Here is a 13,882-nt window from a genome sequence, read left to right on the forward strand (position 1 = left end):
TTTCTTTTAGGAGAGTCCATGCCACTGCCCCCAATCCCCACTCAAATTGCTGATCAAGTCAAACTCAGTCGCAAAGATACTCCCGACTTAAAGAAACGACCCGCTCTAGCAAAACCGGTGGTAGTGGAAGCCGTTGATTGGACTAATGACGCAGAGGAAGATTTATCTGCTGCAGAAGTAGCTCTCGAAAAGATCAAAGCGGATCATCGCCCCACCTCTAATGTGCGAAACGAAAGTAAGGCGTCTACACCCGCAAAACCTAAACGCGTGATTCGAACTGGACCACCAAGCTTATTTGTTCTCGATACCAACGTATTGATGCACGATCCAAGCTCCCTATTCCGCTTCTCAGAGCACGACCTTTATTTACCGATGACGACTCTAGAAGAGCTGGATAACCACAAGAAGGGCATGACCGAGGTAGCTCGTAATGCCCGCACTGTCAGCAGATCCTTGGACCAACTGATTGCCGGAACAAGCGGCACTCTAGATGAGGGCATTCCCCTGAACAAGTTGGGCAACCAAGATGTCACCGGTCGCCTCTTCTTCCAAACCAAATTCTCTACGCAAGCATTACCGGAGGGTTTGCCCGAAGGTAAAGGTGACAACCTGATTTTGGCAGTAGTCAGCGAGCTACAAAAAACTCGTAAGGGTCAAGAAGTGGTATTGGTATCCAAAGATATCAATATGCGCATCAAGGCACGCGCACTTGGCTTACCGGCTGAAGATTATTTCAATGACCAAGTTTTAGAAGATCGCGACTTGATGTATGCCGGAGTCATGCAACTGAATGCAGATTTCTGGCCTAAGCATGGCAAGGATATGGAAAGCTGGGCTGACTCCAAATCTGGCACCATGTTCTATAGAGTCACCGGACCATCCGTACAAAGCATGCTGGTCAATCAGTTTGTCTATCAAGAAAATCCAGATGGCTCTACGCCTTTCTACGCACAGGTTAGAGAAATTAATGGGAAGACCGCTCTCTTACAAACACTCAGAGACTTCTCTCATCAGAAAAATAATGTTTGGAGTGTGACTGCGCGTAACCGCGAGCAGAACTTTGCCATGAATTTACTCATGAACCCAGATGTAGACTTTGTGACCCTATTGGGACAGGCTGGTACCGGAAAAACTTTGCTTGCACTGGCTGCCGGCCTCGAGCAGGTCCTCGACAGCAAACGCTATAACGAGATCATCATTACACGTGCCACCGTCCCTGTGGGTGAGGATATTGGCTTCCTTCCAGGCACCGAAGAAGAAAAGATGCAACCTTGGATGGGTGCATTTGACGATAACCTTGAGGTATTACAGCGCAATGAAGATGGCGGCGCTGGTGAATGGGGTCGCGCCGCAACTCAAGAGTTAATTCGTTCGCGCATTAAAGTAAAGAGCATGAACTTTATGCGTGGTAGAACTTTTGTGAGTAAATTCGTCATTATTGATGAAGCGCAAAACCTCACCCCTAAACAAATGAAGACTTTGGTGACTCGTGCAGGTCCTGGAACCAAAATTATTTGCTTGGGTAATATCGCCCAGATTGATACACCTTACTTAACAGAAGGTTCTTCTGGTTTGACTTATGTAGTTGATCGCTTCAAAGGCTGGCGTCATGGTGGTCATGTGACATTGGCGCGTGGTGAGCGCTCACGTCTTGCGGATCATGCTGCTGACGCACTTTAAGCAATCTTTCTCATGCCGCACTCTCCTGGGGTGCGGCATTTTTATTTGTTGCTTACTCATCCTAAGTGGATGCAGCACATTCAGCGGTAAGCCAAACGCCGCAAAAGTTTCTCAATTCAAGCAAGACACCAGTGTTGGAACAGAGGACATTTCTATTGCAGCGGTAGGTCTAGTCGATGTTCCTTATCGATATGGTGGCAATACTCCCAAAGGCGGTTTTGACTGTAGCGGCCTCATTGTTTATGTCTATAACAAAGCGGCGGGGATCAAACTACCGCGCACAATTCAATTGATGAGCGCTAAGGGTGTAAGTATTGAAGGTCAACCACCAGCTCCAGGAGACTTAGTGTTCTTCAACACTAACGGTGAAAAATATTCCCATGCAGGAATCTATGTTGGTCAAGGCAGATTTGTGCATGCCCCAAGTGCTGGAGGAACCGTGCGCCTAGATTACATTACGGCACCCTATTGGGCGGCTAAATTTACTGAAACACGTCGTATGGTGCCCTGATATTGACATTCTTTAGGGTTAATAGCACTTTCCCCATGTTTCCTAATGGCTTAATTTAGATTACAGTATTTAATTAAGTAGTCCACGATAAGAAGTACTCATAATTGGAGATGTTATGAAAAAAATCATCATCGCTTTAAGTATTGCGTTTAGTTTTGCACTCCCTACTTCTGCTTTTGCTGACCAAGCGGCTTGCGAAGCCAAAGCAGTGAGCAAAGAAGGCAAACCCCTCTATGGCGCAGCTAAAGAGGCTTCCATTAAAAAATGCATGGGCGGAGCTCAAGCAAATGACTGTGAAGCTAAAGCAATTAGCAAAGATGGCAAGCCACTGTACGGTGCGGCTAAAGCAGCCTCAATCAAAAAATGTGAAGGCGGAAAATAAGGTTAGTTATTTAATCTGTTTTGATCAGACTAATTTTCTGTATTAAAAAAGCCTCACACTGTGAGGCTTTTCTTTATCTATTATTCCGTATTCTTTTTACTTCTTCAGCATTAGAAAGGCTCATAACCACCAGATGAATAACCAACAGAGCCCATCGCCAAGTTATCAAACTTAGTATATGGACCTTGCCAACTTAAGCGCACAGTTCCAATCGGACCGTTACGTTGTTTACCAATGATGATCTCAGCCATACCTTTATCGGTGGTAGTGTCCGGGTGATAAACCTCATCACGATAGATGAACATAATTAAGTCGGCATCTTGCTCGATAGCGCCTGACTCACGCAAGTCTGACATGATTGGACGCTTATTAGGGCGTTGCTCAAGACCACGATTTAACTGTGATAGCGCAACTACAGGACACTGCAGTTCTTTTGCAAGAGACTTGAGGGAGCGGGAGATTTCTGAAATCTCGGTTGCGCGGTTTTCAGAACCGGAGCCACTCATCAACTGCAAGTAATCAATCACTACCAAACCAAGAGTACCACCAAAGTTTCTGGCGATACGGCGTGCGCGTGCGCGCAACTCTAAGCTAGATAAAGAGCCGGTCTCATCAATCAAAATTTGGGTATTACTTAAACGTGCAATGGCATCAGTGACACGCGGCCACTCATCATCTTGCAACTTACCGGTACGCATGCGACTCTGGTCTACGCGCCCTACCGAACCCAATAAACGGGCAGCCAATTGTTCGCCCGACATCTCCATGGAGAAAACCACAACAGGCAAACCTTCTGCCAATGCAACGTTCTCAGCAATATTCAAGGCAAATGCAGTGTTGTGAGTAACGACATAATCATTCGTTACGTAAGTTCTTTGAGGATGGCTTACTGAAATACATTGCGCTTCAGACATCCTAGACGGCTCAATACTCTTGAATGAAAGTCTACGTTGGCGATCCCAACTTGCTCTTAATCTTTCAGTCTTTTCGGGCAGAGTAAAAGCTTGAAAACCGGGACCAAAACTCATATTTAAAACATAAGATAAGCGGCCTTGCTTCTTTTCACCCTTGTAGGTGTAGCTTGATTTTTTCTGTGCTGTTGAGCAAAAGCCACCCAAAGACCTGGCTAAAGCCGCAACGTCTTCAGACAATTGCTTACTCGCCGTACAGAAACGAATAGAACCCCACTTCTCAATCCACCCATCGGTATCCATCAATCCCTGGAATAATGCGAGACGAGAAGTCTTGTTCGCCTCTAGATAAGTAGCAGGAATATATTTATCAAAACTTCTGCAACCTAGTACGCCTAATTCACCTAAAGCAGCTCTAAAATAATTTGTCTTTACAGCTGCTCTTTGACCATTAGCGGCAATTCTTTCTTTCGAAACCAATCTCCAGTCATAAGCATTAGCATGCACCAACTCCATCTCATAGTTCGCAAGCAAATTCATACGCTCCACCAACTCTGGAGATTTAGTGGAGAATGAAATACTCCTATGAGATAGGGCCAAAGTTCCATCGCCAAGCAATGCACCCAATACCCATGGATGAATTGGTAAGGCATTTGAGTGGCCAAAGTCACCCGAAACAGGATCAATCCACAATCTATTTTTATATCGAACACATTGCAGCATTTCCATTAATCGGGTGGTATTGATAACGCGTGGCTCGGACCAATCGCGATACATCACCCGCCAGAGATGCTCATCACAGCACTCAGCTTGACGACCATCGGAAAAAGTAACTTTATAAATCTGTTTCATGCCTTGCGGATAAATACCGGTAACCATTGAATGCTGGCCATCAACGGAAGCCAGGCGATCGCCAAAACGCAAATCACCCATCAACTTCCAGCCATCAACCGTTTTCACTTTTGCATCTAGAGGCTGAGCTTTACCCATAGAAGGACGACCCGCAACAATCACTAAGTCACCTTTTTGCAGGCCGCTAGTTTGCTTATCTAAATCTATGAAGCCAGTTGCAATACCGGTGATGTCGCTTCCACCTTGGCGGTTATAGAGCTCATCAATGCGGGCAACAACAGCCTTCAGCAAAGGTTCAATCTCTAGATAGTCGGCTTTGCGACTACCTTCTTCGCCAATCTGAAGAATGCGTGACTCAGCTTCATCCAACAGCGTTCTAACAGTACGTCCCTCAGGAACAAATGCTGAATTAACAATGCTGTCAGAAACCTCAATCAAGCGACGCAAAATACTGCGGTCACGAACAATATCGGCATAGCCTTTAATGTTCGCTGCACTGGGAGTGTTTTGCGCCAATGAATTTAGGTAATCAATACCAACCAAATCACCACCCTGTTCAGATTTAATTGCATCATGAACAGTAATGACGTCAGCGGGATGATTGTCGCCAACCAAACGAGCAATTGCCTTGTAGATCAAAGCATGTTCGGGGCGATAGAAATCTTTATCGTTTAATACTCCACCCAGGTTATCCCAAGAAGAGTTATCGATCAGTAGACCGCCGAGCAGTGATTGCTCGGCTTCTACAGAATGCGGCGGGACTTTTAAAGCCTGCACGACTGCATCCCCAGAACCCATCATGCCGGGATTCAGCGTAACGGAACGTGAACGGGATTCAGCCATGTGGCTTATTTACAGTTCTAAAACTTAAGCTTGCTCGCCAACTACACGAATAGTGATGTCTGCAACTACGTCGGTATGAACAGCAACCGCTACAGGGTGATCACCAACCATTTTCAATGGGCCAGTAGGCATGCGTACTGAAGACTTCTCAATTGTGAAGCCTTTAGCTTTCAAAGCATCAGCGATGTCATGATTGGTTACAGAACCAAACAAACGACCGTCAACACCCGCTTTTTGACCAATTTCGAGAACCAAGTCCTTAAGCTTTGCGCCAACTACTTCAGCAGCAGCCAATTTCTCAGCAGCCAATTTTTCCAACTCAGCACGACGAACTGCAAAATCAGCAATTGCTGCTTCAGTTGCACGACGGGCTTTGCGTTGTGGGATTAAAAAGTTACGAGCGAAACCGTCTTTAACGCGAACTACGTCGCCAAGGTTGCCCAGGTTAGTTACTTTTTCTAAAAGAATGATTTGCATTGAGGGCTCCCAATTATTTCTTATGTTGATCGGAGAATGGCAATAAAGCCAAGTAACGAGCACGCTTGATAGCAGTGTCTAACTGACGCTGATACTTTGCTTTTGTGCCTGTCAAACGAGCAGGAGTGATCTTGGCGTTTTCGCCAATGAAGTCCTTCAATGTATCTACATCTTTGTAGTCAATCTGTTCTACGCCAGCAACAGTGAAACGGCAATAACGCTTACGCTTGAACAATGGGTTCTGAGCTGGTTTCTTTTTGAAATCGGGTTTCTTTCCAAACGCCATGATGATTTCCTCTTTAATTTTTCAATTGAATATGGGTAATATGGAAAACAAGTCTTTGATTACGTAGAGTCTTGGGTGCTAAGAATCCCTCAAACACTGCCTCAGCCCCTAAATCCATTCGCTCTAAGTCCTTTTGTATCGGACCGATTGTGATGGCTTCAACGTTCATCTGAATTTTCCTTGCCACTCCTACCTCGTTTGCTTGGCCGCTATGTTCTAGCTGGCAATGCATCACCGGTATTCCTGCTGGTGTAAATCGAATCGCGTCTTTAGATACCAAGATCGCAGTGAGGGTGAAATGATTCAACGCCGCTCCGCTTCTCTGATACGTTTTCTAGTCTGTGTATTCCTCTTCAAATTTCTAACTTAGGCTGTCGCTACAGGAGCGTCGGCTTGAGCAGATTTACGCGCTTCTTCACGTTGCACTTCTTTCATCATGATGGAAGGCTCTGTTTCAGCTTTCTTAGTCTTGATGATGAGGTGACGCAAAACAGCATCGTTAAATTTGAACGCATGCTCGAGCTCTTCCAGAGTTTTCTGGTCGCACTCAATGTTCATGCAAACGTAGTGGGCTTTAGCAAGCTTGTCGATCATGTAAGCCATCTGACGACGACCCCAGTCTTCCATACGATGAATTTTGCCGCCCGCAGCTGCTAATGTAGCTTTGTAACGATCGATCATCGCTGGCACTTGCTCGCTTTGGTCCGGATGGACGATAAAGACGATTTCATAATGACGCATCTAACACTCCTTAAGGATAGAGTCACCTGGGCGTCTTGCTAAGTTCTGATGGTTGTGAACTCAGCGCCAGTGTGACAAGGTAGTAACAAATTGTAGGTACTGCTAACAACACTTTTAAAACTGCTTTTCAGCACTTACCGTATTACTGGCAAGATTGCTATTCTAGCAAAAAAATCCTGCCAAGTCAGGGATTTACCTGTGGGCTGAGCTTGTTTTTCGGCATTCAGAGAAAGTTGAAGGGCAATCCTAGCTCTGGGTGCAGAAAGACTGCCTGCCGCCAGACATCCGGCAATGTCCTTTTCAGGAAGATCAGGCAAGGTTTCCCCTGCGCCAGTTCTGGTGGTTCGCACCAAAGCAATGCCATGTTTTACTGCCGCAACCAGCGAATCTCTCCAGGCATCATGAAAGCCTCCCATGCCAGATCCAGCAAGGACCAAGCCCTTTACCTTAGAGTTCAACCAATGGGTAATCGTCTCTGAACGGGCGCCAGCATGGCTAGTTAAGATTTCAACCCAAGGCCACTCGTTTTCCTTTGGAATCGGCAAATCTTCAGTCCAGAGAGCTTGAACAGCCTTCACGCCGGATAGCCAGGATGGATTAATCAACCCAACTGAGCTGCTAGGAGAGGCTTGGATAGGTGCATTGAGGGCACTACCGTGGCGTTTTGCCAGATCCATAGCCAAACAACCTCTGCCATCCATAACGGCATAAATACCGCCCGGGCAGTTATCTATCGGAGTAGATGCCCAACGAATGGCGTCCAGCAAGTTGGATGGGCCATCTGCCTTAGGGGCATTGGACGGCAACATAGCGCCAGTCAAGATGACTCTTTTGCCTAAATTTTGAGCATATTTTCCGCAAGTCAGCTGTAAAAAGACGCCTGCCTCTTCAATCGTGTCAGTTCCGTGAGTGACCACTATCCCTTTAACCAAGGTATTAGCCAGGGCCTCTCTTACAACCTCACCCAGTAAGGTCAATAAGGACTCTGTCAGATTGCGACTATTGATGTTGGCAATCTGCCTAGAAACCAAGCTGATGCCCTCAGGAACGGCAGACTGAATATGGGTAAGCAAGGAGGCGACTTCGACCTGGCCAGCTTCATATTGCATAGGATTGTCAGCTGGGCTCGGTGCCAAACCGGCAATCGTGCCACCCATACCCAAAACAAGGATTTGGGGGGCAGCTTCAGAGGTGTTTTGTAGTGAACTCATACCCCATTATCCCCCTGAAATAGCTTGATCTATCAAATACTGCTGTATACAATCCCAGTATGGACATAAACACAGTCGATTTTCCAGAGGAGCTGACTGCCCTCCCCAAGCTCACTCCACGTCAGAATGAGATTTTGGAGTTGATTACTAAGGCCATCGATGAAAGCGGCCTGCCGCCCACTCGTGCAGAAATAGCTACCCAACTCGGATTTGCTTCTGCCAATGCCGCTGAAGAACATTTGCGCGCGCTTGCTAAAAAAGGTTATATCGAATTAACGCCCGGTACTTCACGCGGCATTCGGATTCCGCAACGATTTAATCAATCGCACAACAGCAATAAATACCGCCAGCTTTCTTTACCGTCAGGCGCATTACAACAACTCACATTGCCATTAATTGGTCGCGTTGCAGCTGGATCCCCAATCATGGCTGTGGAACATATTGAAAAACATGTTCCAGTGGATCCAAATTTATTTAGTAAAGGCGCTGATTACCTATTAAAAGTAAAAGGTATGAGCATGCGCGATGCCGGCATCTTAGATGGCGATTACTTGGCAGTAAGAAAGACAACCGAAGTTCGTAATGGTGACATCGTTGTCGCTCGCTTAGATGATGAGGTGACTGTGAAGCGTTGGCAACAAAAGAAAACTGCGAATGGCATGTTCATCGAATTACAAGCAGAGAACCCAGACTTCAAAAACATTTTGGTAGATGATCGTCAGCCCAACTTTGCTATAGAAGGACAAGCGGTTGGCTTAATTAGGGCTGAAGGCCTGTAAGCAAAGTTGCATATAAGAAAAGGCCTCTGAGTAGAGGCCTTTTTATTTACTGCCGTGAAGAGCGGTATTTTTGATTTACTTCTTACTGGGCGCCACTACGTTAGCGTTCTTTGGTGAAGAAGTAATCGTGATCAATGTCTTTGGTCCAGTTAATGACCCTTCATTGAGTTCCACTGTAGCAGTACGATCACCTTTGGTGAATACCAAGATGCTCGTTTTTGTTTTCACTGCGCTCACAGTTGTCCAGCCAGCGCGTGGATATTCAGATTGGAAAAATGCATAAATATCAGTGGGCGTTTGCACACCAGATAAAACTACACGACCGACCCAGTTATCACCACGGCCAATAATTAATGAATCCGCGCCAATAATTTTTGAGGCTGCCGGCAAAGGCATATCGCCCAACAACTGAGCCTGAACTTCTTGAACTTCCTGAGGGGTACCTGTTGGCGAATCGCCAGAGCTAGCGCATGCTCCTAACAATACCGACAGGAACAAAGTAAGAGCGCTGATTTTAAGGGTGTGAAGTTTGATCATTTTTCGCTTTACAGAATTGATGCGACTTTCTTATAGATGCTGAAAGTATTTTAGGTGCTCTACCTATTTCGTCAAGCGAAATTACTGGAGGCGCGTGAGGGAATCGAACCCCCGTACGAAGCTTTGCAGGCTCCTGCCTAACCACTCGGCCAACGCGCCATACTCTTGAATCAAAAATGGGAAGCTTTTGAGGGCTTCCCATCGAACTTGGAGCGGGAAAGGAGGTTCGAACTCCCGACCTATACCTTGGCAAGGTATCGCTCTACCAGCTGAGCTATTCCCGCATAACAGGGCAGTAGTTTAACAAACAATCTTCAAGAAAGCATTATTCCTCACAAAACCTTAAAGCCAGGGGAACTCAATCTCCCTGAAAGGCTTAACTGGCTGGGCTTTATAACGCTTAGTCGATTTTTCCAACGAGCTGAGGCAAGGCCTTTTTCATGTAATAGAACATCGACCAAAGAGTTAAAAATGAGGCAATCCAAATTAACCAGGTACCCACTTGCGCACAATTTAACCAACCAAATAAGGTGTCATTCAGCAATAAAAAGGGAATGGCGATGAGTTGAGCAGTCGTTTTGAGCTTGCCAACCATATGAACTGCCACACTTTTTCCGGCCCCTAATAAAGCCATCCACTCCCTCAGGGCGGAGATTGTGATTTCACGACCAATAATGATGAGTGCAACCCAAACTTGGACGCGATCCATGTTTAATAAAACCAATAAAGCGGCAGCAACAATAAGCTTATCTGCCACAGGATCCAAGAACTGACCAAATGCAGATTCTTGTTTTAAACGGCGCGCTAAGAAACCATCCAACCAATCGGTAATGGCGGCAGAGATAAAGATGATTGCAGCAATCAGATTCTTATCAAACGGAGTAAGCCAAGAATTGGGAAGATAAAAAATAGCTACCAACAGCGGAATCGCTGCAACACGCAACCAGGTCAGGGCGATCGGTAGATTAAAAGGCATTAGATAAGCATAAACCAAGAACGGTCAATGCTCCTAGTGAAGCTGACGATATATCTGTTCAGCGAGCGTTAAAGAGACGCCTTCAACACCGGCGATCTCTTCGATGCTGGCATTGGAGACGCCCTTTAAGCCACCAAAACGAGCCAACAACTTTTGACGACGCTTGGCGCCAATGCCCTCAATCTCCTCTAAACGGGAGATTGTCCTAGCCTTGGCACGCTTAGCGCGCATGCCAGTAATGGCAAACCGGTGGGCCTCATCTCGTATCTGGGCGACTAATAGCAATGCCGCGCTATCAATACCCAATTCCAAAGACTTGCGTCCATCCGCAAAAATGAGGGTTTCCAGTCCAACCTTACGACCTTCACCCTTAGCAACGCCCACAATTAAACCCACATCCATGCCAAATTCAGAAAGCACTTGTCTTGCCATCTCTACCTGGCCTTTGCCGCCATCAATCAAAATCACTTGAGGAATTTTTTCAACAGGTAACTCTTGAAAGTTAGCATAGCGTCTCTGCAAGACCTGGCGCATAGCTGCGTAATCATCACCTGGTGTAATGTCATTAATATTGAAGCGTCGATACTCACTCGACTGCATCGCGTTCTTGGTATACACCACACAAGATGCTTGGGTTGCTTCACCAGAGGTGTGGCTAATATCAAAACATTCGATGCGCAACTGCTCAAGACTCTCCAATTCGAGACTCAAGATATCAGCCAATGCACGTGCCCTAGCCAACTGCCCACCCGTCTCAACTAAGCGTTTAGTGAGTGCAATCTTCGCATTACCCTCTGCCATCCCAAGCCAGTGACGTCTTTGACCTTGGGGTTGATGCAAGAAAGTAATTTTTCTGCCAGCTTGTGCATTTAATAACTCGTGCAAATCTTCAGGGGGAGATTCATTGAGTTGAGTCAGGTCATCGCTTGCGGATTGAAGGGGATGATTTAAAACTAGTACTGGTGGAATTAAATTGGCGGCAGTTGCATCCACATGCTCTTCTAAATAATGCTGAGTAATAAAGGCTTCCAATATCTCCGCGGGGGATGGCAGCTCACCAGAGGTGGAGCGCAAACCTTTAGGGAAATAGGCTCTATCACCCAAGTGACGGCCGCCACGAATCATTGCTAAGTTCACGCAAACCATACCCTCCATTTGTGCTACAGCGATCACATCTACATCACCCTCACCCTCGGCAACGGTATCCATCGACTGTTGTTGTAGCACGCTAGATAAGTCAGCGATACGATCTCGCAATACCGCAGCCATCTCAAACTCCATTGCTTCGCTATGCTTGTGCATTTCTTTTTCGAGTTCGGATAACACTCGGCTGTGATCACCCTCTAAAAATCGAGTTGCTTGGGCAACATCCTGCCCATACTGTTCAATACTCAGACGGCCAACGCAAGGAGCGCTGCAGCGATGAATCTGATGTAAGAGGCAAGGACGACTGCGATTCTTGAAAACAGAATCCTCACAAGTTCTTAAGCGGAATACTTTTTGAAGAATCTGCACACTATTGCGTACTGCCCAGCTATTCGGAAATGGTCCAAAGTAATGATTGCGCTTATCCACTTTTCCACGATACGAGGCCAGCCTTGGGAACTGATGCCCCGTTAACATCACATAGGGATAAGACTTGTCATCACGAAACAAAATATTGAATGGAGGAGCCAACTCTTTAATGAGATTGTTCTCTAAAATGAGGGCTTCCGTTTCAGTCCGTGTTACCGTTGTCTCATAGCGGGCAATTTTGCCCACCATTAGTTCGATACGCGGTGATAACTGGGTACGCTGGAAATAACTAGAGACACGCTTTTTGAGGTTGCGCGCTTTGCCTACATACAGAATATGTCCCGCTTCATCAAAAAAGCGATATACCCCCGGTAATCCGGGTAGCCGTTTAACATCCTGCTGAAGGGTTTCGAAAAGCGAATTACTCATGCGTTGGGATATTTTCTGCCAAATCGTCGATAACTATGGTGATGCCGGTGTTTGCTGGCGTCTAGCCCGAAGCTTATCAAGCATTCATAGGCAAGGGGTCCGTATTTTTTGCGATGATCTGCCAACCCTTAATTTACTCGCATCAGGAGTAGAGCCGTCCATTAAGCAAAAAATCGATATACAGCCATGGGAGGCCAGCCATGCTAATGCCCGTCATCCAGTACAAATACCCGACGTTGTGATTGAGGCTTTTGGTTGCGAACTGCCAGAACGTTACTTGGTGGGCCTTTTTATCGCCCCGGTCAAACCCATCATTATTAACTTGGAATACTTGAGCGCAGAGCCCTGGGTAATTGATTTTCATGGCAAAGCGTCACCTCAGTCACACGGTATTCCGAAATATTTTTTCTTTCCCGGCTTCCAGGATGAGGTGGGTGGGCTATTGCTAGACCCCATTCCGCCAGAAGGTCATATTGTGGCAAAAAATATTCCTGGCGATCTGAAGACCGTATGGTCTAAATTGCGTCCTGGCGCAAAACGAATCAGCATCTTTTGCTATCCCGGCGCTCCTCTGAAAAAATGGCTAGTTGACTTAGGACATCTTGGTGAAGATGTTGATGTCTTGCTTGCCCATGGTCATGCCGAACAATTAAGTCTTTATGGAGAGCACCCAATCTCTCTATCCACCAATATCCAACTGCTCTCGATGCCATTTGTATCTCAGGATGAATATGACTGGGTACTATCGCAATGCGACTTCAATATTGTGCGGGGAGAAGATTCTTTTGTTCGGGCGCAACTTGCTGGCAAACCATTTATTTGGCATATCTATCCCCAAGAAGACCGCGCCCATGAAGTGAAATTAGCAGCTTTTCTGGACCTCTACCTGGAAGAGGCTAGCCAAGGGTTGAGGCTAGCTACGATAGCCGCCATGACTTGGGCAACGCCCAGCGAATGGTTTAAGGACTTAAACAGCTGGAATGCGCATGCCGAGCATTGGCGCACCCATTTACTTGGAAAACAAGCAGATGGCGGCTTGCCAGCGCGTTTAATCCGCTTTGTCGCCTAATCCCAAGCAATAAAGGCTTGCGGGCGGTTACAATCTTGTTTTTGATAAAAACCGCAGAAAATTAGCTCTGCCCCCAGGAATAGCAAGATGAAAACAGCACAAGAACTCCGCGTTGGTAACGTAGTGATGATCGGCACCGATGCCCAGGTCGTTTTAAAGGCCGAATATAGCCGCTCTGGCCGCAACTCCTCTGTTGTAAAAATGAAATTTAAGAATTTGTTAACCGGCGCGCCAAACGAAGGTGTTTACAAAGCGGATGACAAATTTGATGTTGTGATTCTCGATAAGAAAGAATGCACTTATTCTTATTTCGCAGATCCAATGTATGTATTTATGGATACTGAATACAACCAGTACGAAGTTGAAGCTGAGTTCATGGGTGATGCATTGAACTACCTCGAAGAAAGCATGCCGTGTGAAGTAGTATTCTACGAAGGTAAAGCGCTCTCAGTAGCAATGCCTAACTCATTGGTTCGTGAAATCATTTACACAGAGCCAGCAGTTAAAGGCGATACCAGCTCAGGCAAGGTATTGAAGAATGCAAAATTGGCAACTGGTTATGAATTACAAGTTCCCCTATTCTGCAATACCGGTGACAAGATCGAGATCGATACTCGCACCGGTGAATACCGTAGCCGCGCTAACTAATTAGCTAGCTACAGATGTTAAAAAGCCCGGCATGC

At 46.2% G+C, this 13,882-nt stretch carries 14 protein-coding genes, 2 tRNA genes and 1 pseudogene; 6 read left to right on the forward strand and 11 right to left on the reverse strand.

The genetic code is table 11. The annotated features are described in order from the left end of the window. The first annotated feature begins 18 nt into the window (after nt 1-18). The 3 genes and pseudogenes from ICN37_RS10905 to ICN37_RS10915 all read left to right on the forward strand — a co-directional run bounded on the left by ICN37_RS10905 (nt 19) and on the right by ICN37_RS10915 (nt 2,573). Nucleotides 19-1,680, forward strand: coding sequence for a PhoH family protein (locus ICN37_RS10905; RefSeq protein ID WP_215321610.1), 1,662 nt, complete (start codon nt 19-21; stop codon nt 1,678-1,680). A 124-nt stretch (nt 1,681-1,804) separates the two neighbouring features. Continuing rightward, nucleotides 1,805-2,188, forward strand: a pseudogene (locus ICN37_RS10910) (C40 family peptidase); the annotation flags it as partial. 118 nt (nt 2,189-2,306) lie between these two features. Continuing rightward, nucleotides 2,307-2,573, forward strand: coding sequence for a hypothetical protein (locus ICN37_RS10915; RefSeq protein WP_215321608.1), 267 nt, complete (start codon nt 2,307-2,309; stop codon nt 2,571-2,573). A 110-nt stretch (nt 2,574-2,683) separates the two neighbouring features. Here ICN37_RS10915 and dnaB read toward each other — a convergent pair whose 3' ends face one another. From dnaB to ICN37_RS10945, 6 genes are all read right to left on the reverse strand, one after another. Then, nucleotides 2,684-5,179: a replicative DNA helicase gene (dnaB, locus tag ICN37_RS10920; protein WP_370623842.1), complete on the reverse strand. Its 2,496-nt coding sequence runs from the start codon at nt 5,177-5,179 to the stop codon at nt 2,684-2,686. Nucleotides 5,180-5,203: 24 nt separating this feature from the next. Beyond that, the gene (gene rplI, locus ICN37_RS10925; RefSeq protein ID WP_072583119.1) at nt 5,204-5,656 is read right to left on the reverse strand and encodes a 50S ribosomal protein L9; all 453 of its coding nucleotides are present in this window, start codon (nt 5,654-5,656) and stop codon (nt 5,204-5,206) included. 13 nt (nt 5,657-5,669) lie between these two features. Next, nucleotides 5,670-5,942, reverse strand: a complete 273-nt coding sequence (rpsR, locus tag ICN37_RS10930) for a 30S ribosomal protein S18 (protein ID WP_011902267.1) — start codon at nt 5,940-5,942, stop codon at nt 5,670-5,672. Nucleotides 5,943-5,955: 13 nt separating this feature from the next. Then, nucleotides 5,956-6,249 carry a primosomal replication protein N gene (priB, locus tag ICN37_RS10935; protein WP_215321607.1) on the reverse strand — a complete coding sequence of 98 codons (294 nt, stop codon included), beginning with the start codon at nt 6,247-6,249 and terminating at the stop codon, nt 5,956-5,958. Between the two features lie 59 nt (nt 6,250-6,308). Beyond that, entirely contained in the window at nt 6,309-6,683 is a 375-nt protein-coding gene (gene rpsF, locus ICN37_RS10940; RefSeq protein WP_072583121.1) for a 30S ribosomal protein S6, read from the reverse strand. A 134-nt stretch (nt 6,684-6,817) separates the two neighbouring features. Further along, complete coding sequence (locus tag ICN37_RS10945) at nt 6,818-7,894, reverse strand: asparaginase (protein WP_216157486.1); 1,077 nt, start codon at nt 7,892-7,894, stop codon at nt 6,818-6,820. Nucleotides 7,895-7,953: 59 nt separating this feature from the next. Here ICN37_RS10945 and lexA point away from each other — a divergent pair, with 59 nt between their 5' ends. After that, complete coding sequence (lexA, locus tag ICN37_RS10950; protein WP_216157489.1) at nt 7,954-8,673, forward strand: transcriptional repressor LexA; 720 nt, start codon at nt 7,954-7,956, stop codon at nt 8,671-8,673. 75 nt (nt 8,674-8,748) lie between these two features. Here the strand turns inward: lexA and ICN37_RS10955 are convergent, their stop codons facing one another. The 5 genes from ICN37_RS10955 to uvrC all read right to left on the reverse strand — a co-directional run bounded on the left by ICN37_RS10955 (nt 8,749) and on the right by uvrC (nt 12,130). Next, nucleotides 8,749-9,210 carry a hypothetical protein gene (locus ICN37_RS10955; RefSeq protein ID WP_215321604.1) on the reverse strand — a complete coding sequence of 154 codons (462 nt, stop codon included), beginning with the start codon at nt 9,208-9,210 and terminating at the stop codon, nt 8,749-8,751. 85 nt (nt 9,211-9,295) lie between these two features. Next, nucleotides 9,296-9,369 (reverse strand) — tRNA-Cys (locus ICN37_RS10960). A gap of 49 nt (nt 9,370-9,418) precedes the next feature. Continuing rightward, nucleotides 9,419-9,494: transfer RNA gene (locus ICN37_RS10965), tRNA-Gly, on the reverse strand. 116 nt (nt 9,495-9,610) lie between these two features. Then, nucleotides 9,611-10,186, reverse strand: a complete 576-nt coding sequence (gene pgsA / locus ICN37_RS10970) for a CDP-diacylglycerol--glycerol-3-phosphate 3-phosphatidyltransferase (RefSeq protein WP_216157492.1) — start codon at nt 10,184-10,186, stop codon at nt 9,611-9,613. A gap of 33 nt (nt 10,187-10,219) precedes the next feature. Next, the gene (uvrC, locus tag ICN37_RS10975; RefSeq protein WP_215321602.1) at nt 10,220-12,130 is read right to left on the reverse strand and encodes an excinuclease ABC subunit UvrC; all 1,911 of its coding nucleotides are present in this window, start codon (nt 12,128-12,130) and stop codon (nt 10,220-10,222) included. Between uvrC and earP the strand changes: the two genes are divergently transcribed. Both earP and efp read left to right on the forward strand, forming a co-directional pair. After that, nucleotides 12,129-13,199 (forward strand): elongation factor P maturation arginine rhamnosyltransferase EarP, encoded by a 1,071-nt coding sequence (earP, locus tag ICN37_RS10980; RefSeq protein WP_216157494.1) that lies wholly within the window; start codon nt 12,129-12,131, stop codon nt 13,197-13,199. The two genes, uvrC and earP, sit on opposite strands and share 2 nt — an antisense overlap. Before the next feature lie 87 nt (nt 13,200-13,286). Further along, nucleotides 13,287-13,847 carry an elongation factor P gene (gene efp, locus ICN37_RS10985; protein ID WP_072583128.1) on the forward strand — a complete coding sequence of 187 codons (561 nt, stop codon included), beginning with the start codon at nt 13,287-13,289 and terminating at the stop codon, nt 13,845-13,847. Nucleotides 13,848-13,882: the final 35 nt, after the last annotated feature.

It is taken from the genome of Polynucleobacter sp. P1-05-14, assembly GCF_018881675.1.
Classification (GTDB): domain Bacteria; phylum Pseudomonadota; class Gammaproteobacteria; order Burkholderiales; family Burkholderiaceae; genus Polynucleobacter.

Coding starts and splice junctions, on each gene's coding strand:
- ICN37_RS10905 (WP_215321610.1), top strand. CDS start 19: ATGCCACTGCCCCCAATCCCCACTCAAATTGCTGATCAAGTCAAACTC.
- ICN37_RS10915 (WP_215321608.1), top strand. CDS start 2,307: ATGAAAAAAATCATCATCGCTTTAAGTATTGCGTTTAGTTTTGCACTC.
- dnaB (WP_370623842.1), bottom strand. CDS start 5,179: ATGGCTGAATCCCGTTCACGTTCCGTTACGCTGAATCCCGGCATGATG.
- rplI (WP_072583119.1), bottom strand. CDS start 5,656: ATGCAAATCATTCTTTTAGAAAAAGTAACTAACCTGGGCAACCTTGGC.
- rpsR (WP_011902267.1), bottom strand. CDS start 5,942: ATGGCGTTTGGAAAGAAACCCGATTTCAAAAAGAAACCAGCTCAGAAC.
- rpsF (WP_072583121.1), bottom strand. CDS start 6,683: ATGCGTCATTATGAAATCGTCTTTATCGTCCATCCGGACCAAAGCGAG.
- ICN37_RS10945 (WP_216157486.1), bottom strand. CDS start 7,894: ATGAGTTCACTACAAAACACCTCTGAAGCTGCCCCCCAAATCCTTGTT.
- lexA (WP_216157489.1), top strand. CDS start 7,954: ATGGACATAAACACAGTCGATTTTCCAGAGGAGCTGACTGCCCTCCCC.
- ICN37_RS10955 (WP_215321604.1), bottom strand. CDS start 9,210: ATGATCAAACTTCACACCCTTAAAATCAGCGCTCTTACTTTGTTCCTG.
- pgsA (WP_216157492.1), bottom strand. CDS start 10,186: ATGCCTTTTAATCTACCGATCGCCCTGACCTGGTTGCGTGTTGCAGCG.
- earP (WP_216157494.1), top strand. CDS start 12,129: ATGCGTTGGGATATTTTCTGCCAAATCGTCGATAACTATGGTGATGCC.
- uvrC (WP_215321602.1), bottom strand. CDS start 12,130: ATGAGTAATTCGCTTTTCGAAACCCTTCAGCAGGATGTTAAACGGCTA.
- efp (WP_072583128.1), top strand. CDS start 13,287: ATGAAAACAGCACAAGAACTCCGCGTTGGTAACGTAGTGATGATCGGC.